This window comes from Roseibium algae, assembly GCF_037783265.1.
GTDB classification, from domain to species: domain Bacteria; phylum Pseudomonadota; class Alphaproteobacteria; order Rhizobiales; family Stappiaceae; genus Roseibium; species Roseibium algae.
Genome location: NZ_JBAKIA010000005.1, coordinates 70,203 through 89,141 on the forward strand (window position 1 = coordinate 70,203; position 18,939 = coordinate 89,141).

15 protein-coding genes are annotated in these 18,939 nt (G+C 53.8%); all 15 read right to left on the reverse strand.

Annotated features, from left to right (window positions below; genetic code table 11):
- Positions 1-107: 107 nt before the first annotated feature.
- Positions 108-1,295, reverse strand: a complete 1,188-nt coding sequence (lpxB, locus tag V6575_RS09285) for a lipid-A-disaccharide synthase (RefSeq protein WP_340274027.1) — start codon at positions 1,293-1,295, stop codon at positions 108-110.
- On the reverse strand, positions 1,292-2,212 hold the full coding sequence (locus V6575_RS09290; protein ID WP_340274028.1) for an LpxI family protein: 921 nt from the start codon (positions 2,210-2,212) through the stop codon (positions 1,292-1,294). The genes lpxB and V6575_RS09290 overlap by 4 nt, the downstream gene beginning before the upstream one ends.
- Positions 2,199-2,996, reverse strand: coding sequence for an acyl-ACP--UDP-N-acetylglucosamine O-acyltransferase (gene lpxA, locus V6575_RS09295; protein WP_340274029.1), 798 nt, complete (start codon positions 2,994-2,996; stop codon positions 2,199-2,201). Before lpxA ends, V6575_RS09290 begins: the two co-directional genes overlap by 14 nt.
- 7 nt (positions 2,997-3,003) lie before the next feature.
- Positions 3,004-3,468, reverse strand: a complete 465-nt coding sequence (gene fabZ / locus V6575_RS09300) for a 3-hydroxyacyl-ACP dehydratase FabZ (protein WP_340274030.1) — start codon at positions 3,466-3,468, stop codon at positions 3,004-3,006.
- Between the two features lie 59 nt (positions 3,469-3,527).
- On the reverse strand, positions 3,528-4,565 hold the full coding sequence (gene lpxD, locus V6575_RS09305; RefSeq protein ID WP_340274031.1) for a UDP-3-O-(3-hydroxymyristoyl)glucosamine N-acyltransferase: 1,038 nt from the start codon (positions 4,563-4,565) through the stop codon (positions 3,528-3,530).
- Between the two features lie 68 nt (positions 4,566-4,633).
- Entirely contained in the window at positions 4,634-7,009 is a 2,376-nt protein-coding gene (bamA, locus tag V6575_RS09310; RefSeq protein ID WP_340274032.1) for an outer membrane protein assembly factor BamA, read from the reverse strand.
- 199 nt (positions 7,010-7,208) lie between these two features.
- Complete coding sequence (gene rseP, locus V6575_RS09315; RefSeq protein WP_340274033.1) at positions 7,209-8,345, reverse strand: RIP metalloprotease RseP; 1,137 nt, start codon at positions 8,343-8,345, stop codon at positions 7,209-7,211.
- Between the two features lie 121 nt (positions 8,346-8,466).
- Positions 8,467-9,675 carry a 1-deoxy-D-xylulose-5-phosphate reductoisomerase gene (gene dxr, locus V6575_RS09320; protein WP_340274353.1) on the reverse strand — a complete coding sequence of 403 codons (1,209 nt, stop codon included), beginning with the start codon at positions 9,673-9,675 and terminating at the stop codon, positions 8,467-8,469.
- Positions 9,676-9,720: 45 nt separating this feature from the next.
- A complete protein-coding gene (locus V6575_RS09325) occupies positions 9,721-10,533 on the reverse strand; it encodes a phosphatidate cytidylyltransferase (protein ID WP_340274034.1) in 813 nt (270 codons plus the stop codon).
- A gap of 45 nt (positions 10,534-10,578) precedes the next feature.
- Positions 10,579-11,316 (reverse strand): isoprenyl transferase, encoded by a 738-nt coding sequence (locus tag V6575_RS09330; protein ID WP_340274354.1) that lies wholly within the window; start codon positions 11,314-11,316, stop codon positions 10,579-10,581.
- An 85-nt stretch (positions 11,317-11,401) separates the two neighbouring features.
- On the reverse strand, positions 11,402-11,965 hold the full coding sequence (gene frr, locus V6575_RS09335; protein WP_340274035.1) for a ribosome recycling factor: 564 nt from the start codon (positions 11,963-11,965) through the stop codon (positions 11,402-11,404).
- Positions 11,966-12,076: 111 nt separating this feature from the next.
- Positions 12,077-12,796 carry a UMP kinase gene (gene pyrH / locus V6575_RS09340; protein ID WP_340274036.1) on the reverse strand — a complete coding sequence of 240 codons (720 nt, stop codon included), beginning with the start codon at positions 12,794-12,796 and terminating at the stop codon, positions 12,077-12,079.
- Between the two features lie 70 nt (positions 12,797-12,866).
- On the reverse strand, positions 12,867-13,790 hold the full coding sequence (tsf, locus tag V6575_RS09345; RefSeq protein ID WP_340274037.1) for a translation elongation factor Ts: 924 nt from the start codon (positions 13,788-13,790) through the stop codon (positions 12,867-12,869).
- Between the two features lie 141 nt (positions 13,791-13,931).
- Positions 13,932-14,756 carry a 30S ribosomal protein S2 gene (gene rpsB / locus V6575_RS09350; protein ID WP_340274038.1) on the reverse strand — a complete coding sequence of 275 codons (825 nt, stop codon included), beginning with the start codon at positions 14,754-14,756 and terminating at the stop codon, positions 13,932-13,934.
- A 314-nt stretch (positions 14,757-15,070) separates the two neighbouring features.
- Positions 15,071-18,517: a DNA polymerase III subunit alpha gene (gene dnaE, locus V6575_RS09355; RefSeq protein ID WP_340274355.1), complete on the reverse strand. Its 3,447-nt coding sequence runs from the start codon at positions 18,515-18,517 to the stop codon at positions 15,071-15,073.
- Between the last annotated feature and the right edge of the window lie 422 nt (positions 18,518-18,939).

Genomic DNA, 18,939 nt, shown 5'->3' on the forward strand with positions numbered 1-18,939 from the left:
GCGCCCTTTTTCATATCTGGATCAAATACATATATGTTCTAGATGTCAAAGCTCTAGACAAGATCAGCGGCCGGTTGCACAGCGCGCACCGGCCAAGGCACATGGCTCTAGCCGTGACGGTTCAAGACCTGAACAACGACATCAGCAGCGGCTTCACTCTGAGATCCGCCATGTTCAAGCTGCATCTCATGATCCAGTGCGCGGAGCCCATCAATTTGGTCTTGCCTCTGTGGTGTATCTTGCAGAAGCAGCAAAAGCACATCCCTCAGAGCAGCAGGGCGAACATCCTCATCCAAGAACTCCGGCACTACATTTCGCTGCAGAATGATGTTTGGCAGCACCATGGACGTCACACCTGCAAATTTGAAAATTCTATTCAACTGCTTCAATCGGCGGAAGAACCAGTCCACCCGGTAAGCCACGACCATTGGAATACCGGATATCCCCAATTCAAGGGAAACTGTACCTGAAGCGGCAAGGGCTGCATGAGCGCGTCTGAAGGCTGCATATTTAGCCTCCTCGCCAATCAGAATGTGAGGTTTCACAGGCCAATCTGAAACACCAGAGCGAATTTTTTCCTCAAGATGAGGGACAGCTGGCAGTAAGATTTCCAGATCCGGAAACCGCTTACTCACCAGCCCAATGGTCTCACCAAAATCAGTAAGTAAACGATCAACTTCGCTGCCTCTGCTTCCTGGCAGCACCAATAGAACTTTTTTGTCATTCGATATGGGCGTTCGTTCACCATCAGCGGGCCGTAATTCTGCAAAACGCTCAATCAGTGGGTGGCCGACATAATGGGTTGTTGGGCCTCCTAGCTTCCGATGAACATCTGGCTCAAATGGCAGAAGCGCAAGAAGTTCATCAACATAGACCTTCATCTTGCTTGCACGGCCAGATCGCCATGCCCATACAGATGGCGATACGTAACCAACAACTGGAATATGCGGAGCACGCTTACGCACCCGCTTGGCGACATTATGTGTGAAATCAGGGCTGTCAATAATGACCAGCACATCAGGATTCTCGGCAATTATCGCATCGACTGTCTGGTAGACTCGTCTGACAATAATAGACAAACGTGCCATGACAGCTGAGAGCCCCATCACAGAAATATCTGAAATATCAAACAGAGTGCACAGCCCAAGTCGCTGCATGCGCGCGCCGCCAAGACCGCAAAAAGATACTCTCTCACCAAGGCGCCCCTGAAGAGCTTCCATAAGACGTGCGCCCAAGAGGTCACCAGATTCCTCGCCCACAACGATGGCGATCTTTACAGGGCGCTGCGCGCTCATTCGGCCTCTGTCCCTGCCTCAAACCCGAAGAGAAACAGCCCTCCCTGGTCAGCAGCAGCAATAGTCAGAACACGCTCTGCGATCAATGCGCCACCAGCCTCCACGGCAATGCCCTCAAGCCCTGCTGCAATCGCCAGCTCAACTGTTTTCGGTCCAATAGTTGGAAGATCTACGCGAAGGTCCTGTCCCGGCTTCACCGCCTTCACAAGAACACCGCAGCGCCCCTTCGCACGCACCCGACCGCTCTGTAAAAGCGAAGAACACCTTTCTAACATGGCGTCAGTGCCTTCGGCTCCTTCAACTGCGATGACCCGACCACCAAGCGCGACAGCTGCCTGCCCGATATCCAGGTCGCCAAGCCGACGTGTCGCCTCGATTGCTAGCGCCAGATCCTCACGTCCAGCAGCACTCGGACCAACAGCACCAAGCTGGCCGGATCCAGCCAGAATTTCAGGTGCTATATCCTTGATGCCAACCACCGAAAAGCCCTCCAGTTCAAACAACCCGATCACCTTGGTCAAGAGACTGTCGTCCCCTCCGACCAATGCCTTGATGATTCGGGGCAAACGCTTCAATGTGCCAAGATCTCCCACAATAGAAGCAAAATCTGGCCGTTTTGACACACCACCGATCAATAAAACTTCGCGGCATCCAGTATTTGATAATGCTCTAAAAAGACGTCCGATTTCACCCCAGCCGAGGGTAATATCAGCGCGTTCAGCGACACCGGCAGTAATTTCGCCCCGGATACCAACGATCAGGGAGGACCGACCACGTGCTTCCAGTGCTTCGAGCACTTGCAGCGGAATACTGCCGTTGCCGGAAATGACAGCGACCGGCGCATTATCTGCGCCGGTCCGGGTCATTTCAGGGCCTTTGGAGCTGACAACCATCACCGCAGGCTCAGTCGCCGTCACGCGGCGTGCAGAAACGGCGGTTTTCTTTTTCCAAAATAAAATCAGTCACAACGCGCACCAAAGACTGGTCATCCGCCTCAGCAGCACAACGTTCAGCGCGCTCAAGCAAAGTACCCTCTTCACCTTCGAACATAGCCCGATAGGCTGCCCGAAGTGCATGGATCTGCTCGCGCGGAAATCCCTTTCGTTTGAGCCCGACCAGATTGAGACCTGCCAGCCGCGCACGGTCTCCAATGACGGAGCCAAAGGGAATGACGTCAAACTCAACACCAGTCATGCCGCCGACAATTGCACCAGTCCCAATGCGGCTCCATTGGCGCACAGCACTGAGGCCACCCATGATCACATGATCCGCCAGTTCGACATGGCCAGCCAGCGTTGCGTTGTTTGCCAGGATGGCATGGTCACCGACGAGACAATCATGCCCCACATGTGCGCCCATCATGAACAGGCCATTGTTGCCGATTTTGGTCACACCGCCGCCGCCGACCGTGCCCGGGTTCATGGTCACATGCTCGCGGATCTGATTGTTCTCACCAATCTCTAGACGTGTATCTTCGCCAGAGTACTTGAGATCTTGTGGTTGATGTCCAATGCTGGCAAAGGGAAAGATCCGCGTCCCCGTTCCAATGCTTGTACGGCCGGCCAATGCAACATGAGACTCCAGCACGACATCGGCAGCCAATTGGACTTTCGGGCCAATGACACAGTAAGGACCAATCCGGCAGCCGTCTCCGATTACAGCACCGTCTTCAATAATCGCAGTCGGATGGATATCGGTCATTATTTCCTCACGCATCCACCAACATGGCGCTGATTTCAGCTTCTGCAACCTTGACGCCATCAACTGTGGCAACGGCATCAAACTTCCAGATCGTTGCCCGTTGGCGAATTTTCTTCACATTGAAATGCACTTGATCACCAGGCACGACCGGCTTGCGGAACTTCGCCTTGTCGATGGTCATGAAATAGACCAACTGAGGCGGGCTATCCTTCCCCTTTGCATGAACGCACAGAGCACCGGCAGTCTGCGCCATAGCTTCAATCAACAACACACCAGGCATGATCGGGCGGCTTGGAAAATGTCCCGTAAAATGCGGTTCATTAATGGTGACGTTCTTAATCCCGATACAGCTGTCATCACCATCCATTTCAATGATCTTGTCGATCATCAGGAAAGGATAACGGTGCGGCAGAACTTCCATTATCCGCATGATATCTACGCTATCGAGTGTCTTTTTTTCTGTGTCGTCCATCTTAAAGCCCCTTGGCGCCGGATGCGCCCTGACATCTTTGGGTCGATCCAAGACCCGATTTAGGTTGTGGTTCCACGTTCAGCCAATTTACGAATGGCTGCAAGCTCACGGAACCATTGTTTAACTGGCTTGGCTGGCGTTCCGCCGTAGCGTCCACCTGCTGGAACATCGTCGTTCACAATACTCACGCCTGCAATTTGTGCGCCCATGCCGATCGTCACATGCCCGCGAACACCAGTTTGGCCGCCGATAGCAACAAAGTCTTCCAGCGTACAGCTGCCCGAAAGGCCGACCTGCGAAACGATAACGCAATGCCTGCCAATCACCACGTTGTGGCCAATCTGAACCTGATTGTCGATCTTGGTCCCCTCACCGATCATCGTGTCCCGATTGGCACCCCGATCAACGGTGGTGTTTGCTCCGATCTCGACATCATCCTGAATAATCACCCGGCCGATCTGAGGGACTTTGAGGTGGCCACCAGGCCCCATAGCATATCCAAAGCCATCCTGACCAATGCAGACGCCTGGATGCACATACACACGATTACCGATCAAGGCATGTTGAACGGATGAATTCACGCCAATAACGCAATCCCTGCCAATGCACACACCATCGTCAATGACAGCATTGGCGCGAACAACAGTGCCAGAGCCGATATCAACATTCGCGCCAATCACAGCTCCTGACTCCACAACAACGCCTTCCTCAAGACTTGCTGACGGGTCAACTACAGCTCGATCGGAAATACCGCTTCCAGTAACAGGCCGAGGCACCATAGCCGCCGGGTAGAGCTTGGCCAATACCAAAGCCCAGGAGCGATAAGGCTCACGGCACAGTAGGACAGCAACCCCTTCCGGCACCTTGTCCTTATGCTTGCGGCCAACCAAACAGGCAGCAGCACGGGTCTCGCCAAGCTTGTCGAGATAGCTCGTATTGTCAAAGAAAACGAGGGATCCGGGCGCGGCATCTTCCACCGGAGCAACACCGGAGACCATCAAGTCCTTGTCACCCCGAACAATTTCCGCATCAGCCCATTCAGCGATAGTGCCAAGGGTAACAGAATCTGGTGAGCAAAAAAATACAGGGTCAGACATCAAGCTCTCTCAATAAAAAAACGGCCGCCGGGATGAGGCGACCGTCTTATCTCACAAATCAGGCTCAGTTAGAACCGAGTGCCGCCACTCAAGCGGAACACCTGAGTCTTATCAGCGTCTTCTTTCATGATCGGCCATGCAAAGTCAGCACGCAGCGGTCCAAAAGGAGAACTCCAGCGAATACCGGCACCAACAGATGCCCGAAGATCGAACCCGTTGGAGATGACCCGATTTGAGCCGACAGCTTTAATGAGGTCCTTATCAGCGTCCCAGACAGAACCTGCGTCAGCGAAAACAGCACCACTGAGGCCAAACTCGTCCGGGATTGCCGGGAACGGGAATGTTGTCTCAACCGTCGCCGCGATAAACGCTGTTCCTCCAATCGCATCTTGCGTCGTGGCATCACGGGGTCCGATACCCTGGTTTTCAAAGCCTCGGATCAAGTCACCACCAACCATGAATTGCTCGGATACCCGAAGACGTTCGTCAGCAAGAGCCGTAATGTGGCCGCCCTTGAGGCTGACCTTACCAACAACACCGTAGTCAGCAAGCAGCTCTTTGTAAGCACGAGCTTCTGCAGTTGTCTTGATGTAGAAGGAATCTCCACCAACACCAGCGAACTCTTGACCAAAGGACGCAAACAGACCGTCTGTTGGGTTCAAGTTGTTGTCCAAGGTATTATGAACCAGCTTATATCCAACCAGCGATGTTACGTACGTTCCGAGGGAGTCACAGATCGCAGGAGAAAGGTCCGGGTTATTAGCACAATCCCCAAGGCCGGTCGCCAAGTTGTCCGGATCCGTCATCTTGGTCTGGAAGATCTTGTAGAAGAGACGAAGCGTCAGTTCTTCTTCACGCAATGGAAGGGAGAAGCCGAAGCCACCACCGATCCGGTCTTCATCATATGACCGGTAATCGTTTGCATCCGTCACTTTCTTGTAAACATCAAGATCAAGAGCAATACGGCGACCAAGGAAGAATGGTTCGACAAAAGCAAATTCGTAAGTCTGCGTGTCAGCGCCACCGCCCACTGCGAGCTTTACGAATTGACCACGACCGAGAAAGTTCTTTTCCGTGATGGAAACATCACCAATCACGCCATCGGATGTCGAATACCCAATACCGAAGGAAACTTCACCAGTGGCTTTTTCTTCAACAAAGACGTTGATGACAACACGATCAGGAGAAGACCCACGAGCTGTCGTAACGCTTACCTTCTCGAAGAACTGCAGGTTCCGCAAACGACGCTCAGCCTTGTCGACGAGAGCCCGATTGAATGCATCGCCTTCAGCTAGATCGAACTCGCGACGGATTACATATTCACGTGTCCGGTCATTGCCGATGATGTTGATACGCTCCACGTAAGCACGTGGACCTTCTTCGATATAGTAGGTCAGCGACATCGTTTTGTTCTCGTAATCACGAGACGCACGTGGACGAACCTGAGCGAAGGCGTAACCGTTTTCGGCAACCTTGACCGTAATATCTTCAACACTCTGCTCAACACGCAGGGAATTGAATGTCTGACCTGACTTTGTGCGAACCTGAGAGCGCAGATCTTCAGCATCCACCTCAGCAAGAGACGAAACAACTTCAACGTCGCTAATCGTGTATTGATCGCCCTCTTCAACCGTAAAGGTCACATGGAAAACGTTTTGCTCGCGATCAAGGTCAGCAGATGCCGAAACGATGCGAAAATCAGCATAGCCTTTTTTATAATAATACTGACGTAGAAGCTCCTGATCGGCTGACAGACGATCTGGGTCATATGTGTCAGTGCTGCGCAACCAGCTCAGCAATCCGCTTTCACGCGTCCTGATCACATCGCGCAAGCGGCCGTCGCTGAACGCAGAGTTGCCGATAAAGGTGATGTGCTCGACGCCGGTCTTTTCGCCTTCGTTGATTTCAAAAACCAGATCGACACGATTGTTTGTGCGATCAATGATCTTTGGCTCAACGGAAGCGCCATAACGGCCAGAACGACGATAAGCTTCCAGAATATTCTGAACGTCCGACTGAACCTTTGCGCGCGTCAGCATCGAACGTTCGGTCGAGCGCACTGCAGTTTTCAAGGCATCGTTCTTGAGCTTCTTGTTCCCTTCGAAGGAAACCCGGTTGATGATTGGATTTTCAGTCACCGTCACCACTACATTACCGCCCTGCGGAGTAATCTTGACATCGGCGAACAACCCGGTCGCAAACAGCGCCTTCAGGGATTCATCAACATCAGCAGCACTATACGAGCGGCCAGGCTGGATCGTCATGTAGCTGAGAACAGTTTCTTCCTCGATCCGCGTTGTACCGCGAACCACGATATTACGGGCAACCGCAGCTTCAGCTGTCGTCGCCGAAAACGGCCCAAACGTATCTGGAAGAATCGCACCCGTGGAAAACACGGCAGCCGCAAGAACTACGGCACGAGTAAATTTCTGCAATCGCTGCATTGGTGCGCTATGCCTTTTTGTTTTCAAATTCCCATATGCCAGAGCACATGGGTCACCCCAGATTCTCAGCATCAGAAATCTTTTTACAGCCTTTTGCCGATTACGCAACTACGCGAACGGCCCAAAACAGATTTCAATTGAATGCGTTGCGACGATGCCACGGTCATTTCCACGCTTTTTTTACATTCAGGCGAGAACGCTAGCTCTTCGTAAGATGAACAACGTCATTCCATGTCGCAAAGACCATCAACAACAAAACAAGTCCGATTCCGATCCGAAATCCGATATCCTGAACCCGCTCACTCAGTGGCTTTCCACGCACAGCCTCTGCAAAGTAGAAAACGAGATGCCCGCCATCCAGCATGGGAATCGGCATCAGGTTCAGCAAGCCAATTGAAATCGACAGGACGGCAGCAAGGCTTAGCAGTGGGATAATCCCCTGCGTGGCCACCTGACCGGACACCTGCGCCACACGAATTGGTCCACCAAGCTGATCTGCAGCCTCACGACCAGAAAGCACCCCCCAAAGATAATCCAAGGTACGCTCTGCGATGAATACAGTCTCTTTCGTGCCGGCAGCCACGGCTTCAAGCGGGCCATAGGTCTTTTGAATCAAGTCTTCCTTTTGCGGGCTACGCGACACACCCAGAAGCCCAAGACGCTGAACATTGCCGAACCGATCAGTCAATTCACGATACTGAGGGGTCACTGTCAGGGTCACAACAGATGTCCCACGCTCAACCTCCAGCAAGAGCGGCACATCAGCACTCACTGATACAATGCGCTGCAAATCAGCAAAGGTTGGAATTTCTTTCCCGTCGACAGACAAAATCAGGTCACCAGACTGAAGTCCTCCAATTTCTGCCGCGCTTTCAGCTTGAACAGTTTCGACAATCGGCAAAGTCACGATCTTGCCAAACGTCATGAAGATCATCGAGAAGATTACAATCGACAGAATGAAGTTGGCGATTGGACCAGCAGCAACGACTGCCGCACGCTGCCAAACCGGCTTTGCAATGAAAGCACCCGAGCGTTCCTCATCACTCATGGCGGCGACCCGCTCCCGATCAGGAACGCTGGCTGCGTTTTCATCGCCTGCAAATTTCACATATCCACCAAGCGGGATCATGCACAATTTCCAGCGCGTACCCTTGCTGTCATTTCGGCCGAAGATCTCACGACCAAATCCGACAGAAAAGGCATCAACCTTGACACTGCACCAACGCGCGACAAGGAAGTGCCCCAACTCATGAAAGAAAACGACGATGGTCAGAACAAAAAGAAACGGCACGATATAGCCGATCAGAATGTCATAGGCCGACGAAAAAAGTTCCATTACGTGATCCTGATACGGCGTCTAAAGGGTGCTGTTGATTACAACATATAGGCTTTTCAATTAAGGCGGGTTAAAGGTTGCTACCTTTTTTACCCTCAAAGTACACAGAACGAGTCATCTGTTATCTTGCGGCAACCCAGTCGCGGCATATGAGGCGAGCCTCCGCATCCACTGACAGAACATCATCAACATCCACCATGTGGCGCCCACCATGTGCCTTATCCAGCTTGTCCAGGCAAAACTCGACTGCAGCCGGAATATCCATGAAACCAATCCGACGATCCAAAAACGCCGCGACAGCAATTTCATCAGCCGCATTGAGAACAGCCGTAGCACCGCCTCCCCGCTTCATGGCCTGAAGCGCGAGTGACAGACAGCGGAACCGGTTATAGTCAGGTGCTTCAAAGGTCAGTGTTGATATTTTTGCCAGATCAAGCCGCTCGACCGGCACATCCATACGATTTGGCCAAGCCAGACAATGGGCGATTGGCGTGCGCATGTCAGGCGCACCCATCTGGGCCAATAGCGAGCCATCACGATACTGAACCAGACCATGAACTGCTTGCTGAGGATGCACCAGGATATCAAGCTGGTCACTCGATAGAGGAAATAAATGAAAAGCTTCAATAACCTCAAAGCCTTTGTTCATCATGGTCGCACTGTCTATGGTGATCCGGCTGCCCATGTCGAAATTGGGATGCTTCAGCGCCTGTTCCCGCGTAACACTCTGCATTTCAGCCAGAGGCATGGTGCGGAATGGCCCTCCAGAGGCCGTTAAAATCACTTTTTCAACGTGCTCGGCATTCCCGGTCTCAAAGACCTGGAATATCGCATTGTGCTCACTGTCCAGTGGCAGCAAGGTGACCGAGTTGCGCGCAACCTCCGACATGAAGAGATCTCCGGCCGAAACAAGGCATTCCTTGTTCGCCAGCGCAACCGCCCGCCCTTGCTTGAGCGCCCGCAAGGTCGGCTTCAATCCAGCAGCTCCGGCAATCGCTCCAACAACCATATCAGCAGGACGATCTATCGCCTCGAAGACCGCCGCCTCCCCGCAGCCACACTCAATGCCACTGCCAGATAGAGCTGCGGTCAACTCACGACCTTTGTCTTCACGCGCAACAACAGCGCATTGAGCACCAACCTGCCGCGCCAATCTGGCCAAGTCTTCAACGCTGGAATTAGCGACCAAAGCAACCACTTCGAACCGCTCCGGGTTACGAAGCACAATATCAAGTGTGCTAAGCCCGACGGATCCTGTTGCGCCCAGAATGGTCAATCGGAGCCGCTCGCCAGTCTGATTTCCGGGATTGGTATTGGGGGTCGAGGAAATATCCAAGTCGAGAACTTTCTGTTGAAGAAGAACCTCAACCAGTGATCAGCTTAAGCCGAGCCCGGCAATAGGATCACCAAGACGGCCTCCGAACATCAGCCCAAGCGCCGCAGCAAGAATTGCAGCAGCAACCAGACCATCGATGCGATCCATAATGCCGCCATGACCAGGGATAAGGCCACTGGAATCCTTGACATCAAACCGGCGTTTGATCGCAGATTCCATCAAGTCACCCCCTTGGGAGAAAATGGAGAGCACTGCAGCCAGAAGGCCCCACCGGATCAGATCCATCTGCCCCGCTATCGCAGCAAAGCCAACGCCGAGCACAACGGCAAAGAACAACCCGCCAAGCGCGCCAGACCAGGTCTTGTTGGGAGATACGCGGCGCCAAAGTTTCGGGCCGCCCGCATAACGTCCGACAAAATAGGCACATATATCTGTTGCCCAGACCACGATCAGGAGAAAGAAAACAAAAACACGACCGCTTTCGCCAACACGAGCAGCCATCAAGGACAGAAGAGCAAGCCCCGAATAGATGATGCCCTCTGCTCCCCAACGGGCGGCTTGATTGAAGCGGCCTGCGCTATAAACACCCATCGCTCCAAGAGCAACGATGACAAGACCGATAAAGGGCTGATCTAAGAGGCAAGCGGCAACAGCAGCCACCAGCGCGCCATAGCCAATCAACGCAGGTGCACTGCGATCATGCGTCCCTGTGATCGAGAACCATTCATGTTGGAAAAGAACAGCAGCGACCAACACAAGGGCGACAAATGGTAATCCGCCGAAATAAGCAATAGCCAGAACCGCTGGCCCAAGGATCGCGGCTGAGATCACCCGCAGCTTCAGATCAGACATCTTTGATTGCGATTTCTGCCCGCCATTTTGCCCTGCCTCTGCCATTCAGAGCGCTTTTGCATTCAGGCCGCCAAATCGGCGCTCACGACCCGCAAAATCGGCCAGGGCAAGATCGAATTCAGCTTCGTCAAAGTCGGGCCAATGGCACTGGCAGAAATAGAACTCGGAATAAGCTGCCTGCCACATGAGAAAATTGGACAAGCGCATTTCACCGCTGGTGCGAATAATCAGATCCGGATCAGGGATACCAACGGTATCGAGACGAGACCCGATCATATCGCTGGTGATTGCATCTGGGTCGAGTGTCCCGGCGGCGGCATCGCGCGCCAGGCTTTTGACAGCCCGGGTTATTTCGTCGCGTCCGCCGTAGTTAAAGGCAATCACAAGTGTCATACCCGTGTTTGCCCGTGTCATGTCTTCGGAATCAATTAGCAACTTCCGGATACCCGGCTCCAGCCCTTCACGATCTCCGATCACCTGAATACGCACATTCGCCTTGTGTATTTCAGACAGGTCGCGCTGAACAAACCGCCGCAACAGCGACATCAGAAAGCTGACTTCGGTCTCCGGACGGCTCCAGTTTTCAGATGAAAAACTGTAGATTGTCACGTACTCGAGGCCAATTGTTACCGAATGCCGGATCATGCGCCGCAGCGCATCCAAACCGTGGCGATGACCTTCGGACCGGGACAGCCCGCGCGCCTTGGCCCAACGGCCATTGCCATCCATGATCACACCAATATGCCGCACACCAACGGTACGCCCGTCCGGCGATGCTTTCATTATCTCGGCGTGATCTGGATTCGCGGTCATCCCGTCCCCTGCGCTGGCATTTTAAAAGAGCGGTTTCTTGCCCAAAGACTGGTCTTCAGACTTGGGAAATTTCCGCTTCTTTCTTTACCAGCATGGCATCGGCTTCAGCAATCAGCCCATCGGTCAACTTCTGGATTTCATCCGAAACTACACGGCTATCATCCTGACTGATTTTACCGTCTTTTTCGAGTTTCTTAGCCGTATCCATGCCGTCACGACGCACGTGGCGGATAGAAACCTTGGCCTGCTCGGAATACTTATGCGCGATCTTGATAAGATCCTTGCGCCGCTCTTCGTTCAATTCCGGGATCGGCAAGCGCAGAAGCTGGCCGTCTACCACCGGGTTCAAACCAAGGTTTGATTCGCGAATAGATTTTTCAACAGCGGCAACCATGGTCTTGTCCCAGACCTGAACGGCAAGCATCCGAGGTTCAGGAACACTGACTGTCGCAACCTGACTGATCGGCATGGACTGGCCATAGGCATTCACCATGATCGGATCCATCATGCTGGACGAAGCCCGACCGGTCCGCAAGCCAGCGAACTCTGTCTTGAGAACAGACAGTGCACCTTGCATACGGCGCTTAAGATCGTCTTGGTCTACACCTTCTACCGGCATAACATCCTCGCTTCATTCTTGTTTTGTTGGCTTACTGTGTTTCAGCCGCGGCAAAGATCGCACACTCGTGTCGAAACACAAGGCCTTCACCTATGGTTATTGGCAAAAGAATCAGTCGCAGACAACCGTATAACGACCGGTCTCCTGAAGAACACTGACGAGTGCACCTGGAGTGTGAATGGAAAACACAATAACCGGAATTGAATTGTCGCGCGCAAGAGCTATGGCAGTGGTGTCCATAACCTTCAAATCGCGCTTGATGACTTCCTCATATCCGAGCGTCTCATAGCGTTCCGCTTCCGGATTGGTCTTGGGGTCATCAGAATAAACGCCGTCAACCTGCGTGCCCTTCAAAAAGGCATCGCAGCGCATTTCAGCAGCGCGCAAAGCAGCGCCGGAATCTGTTGTGAAAAACGGATTGCCCGTCCCACCAGCAAAGACAACAACTTCGCCGTCTTCCATATAGCGTTCTGCAACGCGCTGGCTAAAAGTCTCACAAATGGAAGGAACGGAAACAGCTGACAGGACGCGAGCCTGAACCTTTAGGCGGCGTAGCGCATCGGCGATAGTCAGGGAATTCATGATCGTGGCCAGCATGCCCATGTGGTCACCAGTGACCCGGTTGCCCCCCTTGGCTGCCACAGCCACACCGCGGAAGATATTCCCGCCGCCAACGACCACACCAACCTGAGCACCTAGCGCAACTGCGTCCGCGATCTCTTTCGCAATCCGTTCAACGATCGCAGGATCAATACCAAAGGGCTGTGATCCCATCAGGGCTTCGCCAGACAGCTTCAGAAGCACGCGCTTCCAACGCAGGGGTTTGGTCATAGTGTGGCCTTTTCTTCTAGTTGGTCCTTCTAAAAAAAAGGCGCCGGTAAAACCGGCGCCTTTTGAAAGCTTACTGCCCGGAGGCTGCTGCCACCTCGGCGGCAAAGTCTTGCTCTTCTTTCTCGATCCCCTCGCCCAAGGCGAAGCGGACAAATCCGGTGAGCTTAACATCAGTACCAAGTTCAGTGCCCAGAGCCGCCACAGCTTGTTCAACTGTCTTGTCCGGATCAATGACGAAGGACTGTTTTACCAGTGTGACTTCTTCATAGAACTTGCGGATGCGGCCTTCGACCATCTTTTCGACGATGTTGTCTGGCTTGCCGGACTCACGCGCCTGTTCAGCAAAAACCGAACGCTCACGTTCGACAACAGCCGGGTCAAGCTCATCCGTGCTCAGAGCCAGCGGGCTCGTCGCAGCAATATGCATCGCAACCTGGCGGCCAAGTGCATTCAGCTTGTCTTTGTCGCCGGATGATTCCAGTGCAACAAGAACGCCGATCTTGCCAAGACCATCTGCCACGGCACCATGAATGTAGCTTGCGACAACGCCCTCAGAAACGGTGAGAACCGCAGTGCGACGCAGGTTCATGTTTTCGCCGATTTTGGCAATAACATCCGTGATCGTGTCTTTAACGTTCTTCTCCGAACCCGGATAAGAAGCATCAGCAACAGTCTCAAGAGTGCCATCAGTGCCAACAGCAACTTCTGCAACAGTCTTGACGAGTTCCTGGAACCCATCGTTGCGTGCAACGAAGTCAGTTTCGGAGTTAAGCTCGATCACAGCAGCTTTGCCGCTGGCCGACGCAACGCCGACTAGACCTTCAGCGGCCACACGGCCAGCTTTTTTGGCAGCTTTTGCAAGACCCTTGGTGCGCAGCCAATCAACAGCTGCTTCCATGTCTCCGCCCGCTTCAGTCAGGGCGGTCTTGCAGTCCATCATGCCCGCGCCGGATTTCTCGCGGAGCTCTTTTACCATCGCAGCGGTAATGCTCATACGATTGCCTCGTGGATGTGGGTTATTGAGAGATACAGATTAGCCAAATGGCACCGTATCTTTATGACGAAAGCACAAAAAACCGTGCCAGCGCCTGCGAATTCAAAAAGGAACCCGCCGCGTTACCGCGACGGGTCGAAATCATGCTGTAGCAGGTGTTTCCGCAGCAGCTGCTTCTTCAGCTGGTGCTGCAACTTCTTCAGCCACGACTTCAGCAAGAGCTTCTTCGACAGGAGCTTCTTCGCCGCCGCCGATATCCATGCCAGATGCACCCTGCGCACGTGAGATGCCGTCGATCGCAGCACGCGCAATCAGGTCGCAATAAAGTGTCAGCGCACGGCCAGCATCATCATTGCCAGGCACCGGGAAAGTGATGCCTTCTGGATTAGAGTTTGAATCGAGGATCGCAGCAACAGGAATACCCAAACGACGGGCTTCCTGAATGGCAATCGCTTCACGGTTGGTATCGATCACGAAGATAAGGTCGGGAATACCGCCCATGTCCTTGATGCCGCCAAGGTTCCGCTCGAGCTTTTCGCGCTCACGGTCCATGAAGAGGCGCTCTTTCTTGGTCAGCGAGTTTGCTGCCGAGGAGCCAAGGGTTTCTTCAAGCTTGCGCAAGCGCTGAATGGACTGGGAGATTGTCTTCCAGTTGGTTAGCATGCCGCCGAGCCAGCGTGCGTTGACGAAGTACTGCGCAGAGTTGCGGGCACTTGATGCAACAGCTTCCTGAGCCTGACGCTTTGTGCCAACGAGAAGCACACGGCCACCGCCTGCGACTGTGTCGCTGACTGCCTTCAGAGCCTGGTGAAACAGTGGAACTGTCTGCGCCAGATCGATGATGTGAACGTCGTTACGTACACCAAAGATATACTGGCCCATACGTGGGTTCCAGCGATGCTTCTGGTGACCAAAATGAACGCCTGCTTCTAGCAGCTGACGCATGTTAATATCGGGCAAAGCCATGGCCCTGAACTCCTGATTTTCCGGTTTAACCTCCGCAAGAGGATGTAGACAGTCGAAAAGTCCCGACTGTCACCGGATGGAGAATCCGATAAGCTCGGTCTCCGCCCCTTGCGTGTGGAATGCGCGCCTTATAAGCGGGTGCTCACGTAAATTCAAGAGCCAAAGCCCCGTTTTGTCTTCAAAATATCGAGCTTAGCCGTGTCCCTGGGGCGTCAATCGGTAGCAGTGCAAAATAACTGACAGAACCACCAATAGAAAGCCTGTAAAAAACGCTTCCGAACGCCCAACTGCGGCCCGTTGATAGGACAGCCAAATCAGGCCATCTGAACCTCGGTTACTCCGGGCACAGCTTTCAACGCCCCCGCAATTTCTGGGGACAGACGGAACCGGCCTGGCAATTTAACTTCGACCTCACGTGCTCCGTTCTCAAGCAGAACAATCACCGTCACCTCCCCCTCGCCCCGAACCGCCAGATGTTTCGCAAGGCTTGGGATTGGCCGGTCGTCCCGCAAGAACACCCGCATGCTCTTTTGAACACGCGCAGCCATCTTCTCGATGGGATCCACCTGCTCAATAATGATGGAAGGTTCATCGTCTCGCATGTCGGCACCAACAAGAATCACCATGGAGCGCCCCGGCTCAAGGGCATCGCGAAACTGCTCGAGCTTTTCCTTGAACAACAGGCCTTCGAATTGGCCAGTGCTGTCGGAAAACCGAACAATGCCCATCTTGTTACCGGACTTGGTTCTGCGTTCCTGCTTTGAAATCACAGTTCCGGCCAAACGGCCAGCGGACGCGCCCTTCTTGACCGCCTCTGAGAACTTGGCCCAGGGCTGAACCCGCATCTTCTCCAAAAGCTCGCTGTATTCATCCAGCGGATGGGCAGACAGATAGAAGCCGATGGACGCATGTTCGCGCTGCAGGCGAACCTCAGGGGTCCAGCCATCCACATCAGGCATTGTCAGCGGTTCTTCGCTCTCGCTGCCGCCAAAAAGTTCATCCTGACCAAGGCTTTTGTTTTCTTCCGTGCGTTGCGCAAGACCGATAATCCGGTCGAGGCCTTCCAGAACCCTTGCCCGGTTTGGTTCCAGCTCATCAAATGCACCTGCCGCAATCAGATTCTCAAGGGTCCTCTTGTTCAGCTGTTTCGGCGAGATACGCCGTGCAAAATCACCCAGGCTGGTAAATGGCGTGTCACCGCGCACCTCAACCAGATGCTCCACCGCCTGCTCGCCAACACCCTTGATCGCGCCCATCGCATAGATGATCTCACCGTCCTGCACATCAAAATGAACCATCGAACGATTGATCGACGGCGTGACGATCTTGATGCCCATTCGCCGGACTTCTTGACGGAAATCGCCTAGCTTTTCCGTATTGCCCATATCCAGCGTCATGGACGCTGCCATGAACTCGACCGGATGGTTCGCCTTCAACCAGGCTGTGTGATAGGAAACCAGCGCATAAGCTGCCGCATGCGATTTGTTGAAGCCGTAGTTGGCAAATTTTGCCACCAGATCGAAGATCGACCCGGCTTGGGCTTTTTTCACGCCGCGCTCAACTGCACCATCAACAAACCGCGCGCGCTGAACCTCCATCTCCGCAGCAATTTTCTTACCCATCGCGCGGCGCAGAAGATCAGCTTCACCCAGCGAATAGCCAGACAGTACCTGGGCGATCTGCATCACCTGTTCCTGGTAGACGATGATGCCGTTGGTCTCCATCAGGATTGGTTCAAGCAACGGGTGCAGGCAATCCGGCTCCTGCTCGCCATGTTTGACCGCATTATAGACCGGAATGTTTTCCATCGGCCCCGGACGATACAGCGCCACCAGCGCAATAATGTCCTCGAACCGATCCGGCTTCATACCAGACACCGCGCGCCGCATGCCCTGACTTTCCAGCTGGAACACGCCGAAGGTTTCGCCCCGTGTAAGCATATCGTAGCTGGGCTTGTCATCGATAGGCAGGGCTGCAACATCGACTGTGATGCCACGGCGTGCGATCAACTTCACCGCCGTATCAATGACGGTTAACGTCTTCAGGCCGAGGAAATCGAATTTCACAAGGCCCGCGTCTTCGACCATTTTCATGTTGAACTGGGCAACCGGCATGTCAGAGCGCGGGTCGCGGTACAGCGGCACCAGCTTTTCCAGCGGTCTGTCGCCAATGACAACCCCGGCAGCATGGGTCGAGGCGTGACGATAAAGCCCCTCAAGCTTCTGCGCCATGGTCAAAAGCTTGTCGACAATCTCTTCATCACGGGCAGCTTCGCGCAAACGCGGCTCATCCGCCATCGCCTGAGCAAGTGTCACCGGATTGGCAGGGTTTGCCGGAACGAGCTTGCACAGCCGATCCACCTGGCCGTATGGCATCTGCAGGACGCGCCCCACATCGCGCAGCACGGCACGCGCCTGCAGCGATCCAAAGGTAATGATTTGGGCGACCTGCTGCCGACCGTATTTCTCCTGAACGTAACGAATGACTTCTTCGCGGCGGCTCTGACAAAAATCGATATCGAAATCCGGCATCGAGACACGTTCCGGATTGAGAAACCGTTCAAACAGCAGCGAAAACTGCATCGGGTCCAGATCAGTAATCGTCAAAGACCAGGCGACCAGTGACCCGGCACCAGACCCACGACCCGGTCCGACCGGAATGCCCTGAGCCTTGCCCCACTTGATAAAGTCCGCAACGATCAGGAAGTAACCGGGGAATTTCATTCCCTCAATAATGCCCAGCTCATACTCGAGCCGGTCCCAATATTCTTTTTCCTCAAGTCCCTTCGCAAGGCCATGAACATCCAAGCGCATCTGCAGGCCTTCACGCGCCTGACGCTTGAGTTCCCCCGCCTCGACTCGGACCGCTTCTTCCGGATCCGCATCAGCGCCAGCGAACCGGGGCAGGATTGGATCACGGCGAAGCGGGCGATAGCTGCAGCGCTGCGCGATTTCGATAGTCGACGCCAAGGCTTCGGGCAGATCGGCAAACAGCGCCTGCATCTCGGCGCGTGACTTGAAATAATGCTCCGGCGTCAGACGGCGTCGATCATTTTCGATGATCACACGGCCTTCCGAAATACAGATCAACGCATCATGGGCTTCATAATCATCACGGGCCGGAAAGAAAGCTTCATTGGTCGCGACCAGTGGCAACTCTAACTCATAGGCCAAATTGACAAGGGCATCTTCGGTCCGGCGCTCAGCTTCCATGCCATGACGCTGGAGTTCAACATAACATCGGCCATTGAAAACATCCGACAGCTGCTCCAAAACCTCGCGTGCCAAATCCTTGTGGCCCGCCAACAAGGCCCGACTGACGGGCCCGTTCATACCGCCGGTCAGCAGAATGAGACCTTCGGATTTCTTGAATAAATAATCCGACAACACATGCGGTTTCAGGCCAGTTTCTGTATCGAGAAAGGCTCTGGAGCTCAGCTCCATCAGGTTCTCATAACCTTGCTCAGAACTTGCCAGAACCACCACATCAGACAGTTCAGGGCCGCCGCGATGACTGCCTTCACCGGTAGGCTGTTCAAAAGCCACCGCAAGCTGACAGCCAATGATCGGCTGAATGCCGGCGCCCCAGCACTTGGCAGAGAACTCCTGCGCTCCGAAAAGATTTCCGCTGTCTGTAATAGCAAGCGCTGGCTGGTCATCGGCCTTTGCAAGGTCAAGCAGCTTCTTGATCGGCAACGCACCTTCAAGCAGCGACAATGCAGAGTGAACACGAAGGTGAACAAATCCGACACGGCTCGCCATCGAGGCATTTGAAGGCATCACTGCGGTCATGTCGGCATCACGGGGCATGTCATATCACTTCGGCTTGAAGGCCAAGCCTCCCGGTTCTTCAGAATCACCTTCCAAGTGAACCGTGTCACATCGCCCCTGTCGACCCGCCGACATCACATCCGACCAAGTCATCACCGTTGTTCACGGTTGACGAGGACAATAATGCCCCTCGCCCCTCTTCAAAAATCAAAATCAGCAGATGCCGGTCAGTTGATCGCCATCAGCACATCACCCCAAACAACGAGCGTAGCACAAAAGGCAACCATGGAACCGAAGGCAGCAAAGTCACGAGCCATGTGGATCATCTGTCTCTCCATCACGATTTAATCATCACTATGGAAAGATTATGTTCCACTTATGTTCACATTGCAAGCACCTTTTGTTCCATTGAT

What these genes read in the sequence shown, in the direction of transcription:
- lpxB (WP_340274027.1), bottom strand. Translation starts at nt 1,295, where the DNA reads ATGAGCGCGCAGCGCCCTGTAAAGATCGCCATCGTTGTGGGCGAGGAA.
- lpxA (WP_340274029.1), bottom strand. Translation starts at nt 2,996, where the DNA reads ATGACCGATATCCATCCGACTGCGATTATTGAAGACGGTGCTGTAATC.
- fabZ (WP_340274030.1), bottom strand. Translation starts at nt 3,468, where the DNA reads ATGGACGACACAGAAAAAAAGACACTCGATAGCGTAGATATCATGCGG.
- lpxD (WP_340274031.1), bottom strand. Translation starts at nt 4,565, where the DNA reads ATGTCTGACCCTGTATTTTTTTGCTCACCAGATTCTGTTACCCTTGGC.
- bamA (WP_340274032.1), bottom strand. Translation starts at nt 7,009, where the DNA reads ATGCAGCGATTGCAGAAATTTACTCGTGCCGTAGTTCTTGCGGCTGCC.
- rseP (WP_340274033.1), bottom strand. Translation starts at nt 8,345, where the DNA reads ATGGAACTTTTTTCGTCGGCCTATGACATTCTGATCGGCTATATCGTG.
- V6575_RS09325 (WP_340274034.1), bottom strand. Translation starts at nt 10,533, where the DNA reads ATGTCTGATCTGAAGCTGCGGGTGATCTCAGCCGCGATCCTTGGGCCA.
- V6575_RS09330 (WP_340274354.1), bottom strand. Translation starts at nt 11,316, where the DNA reads ATGAAAGCATCGCCGGACGGGCGTACCGTTGGTGTGCGGCATATTGGT.
- frr (WP_340274035.1), bottom strand. Translation starts at nt 11,965, where the DNA reads ATGCCGGTAGAAGGTGTAGACCAAGACGATCTTAAGCGCCGTATGCAA.
- pyrH (WP_340274036.1), bottom strand. Translation starts at nt 12,796, where the DNA reads ATGACCAAACCCCTGCGTTGGAAGCGCGTGCTTCTGAAGCTGTCTGGC.
- tsf (WP_340274037.1), bottom strand. Translation starts at nt 13,790, where the DNA reads ATGAGCATTACCGCTGCGATGGTAAAAGAGCTCCGCGAGAAATCCGGC.
- rpsB (WP_340274038.1), bottom strand. Translation starts at nt 14,756, where the DNA reads ATGGCTTTGCCCGATATTAACATGCGTCAGCTGCTAGAAGCAGGCGTT.
- dnaE (WP_340274355.1), bottom strand. Translation starts at nt 18,517, where the DNA reads ATGGCGAGCCGTGTCGGATTTGTTCACCTTCGTGTTCACTCTGCATTG.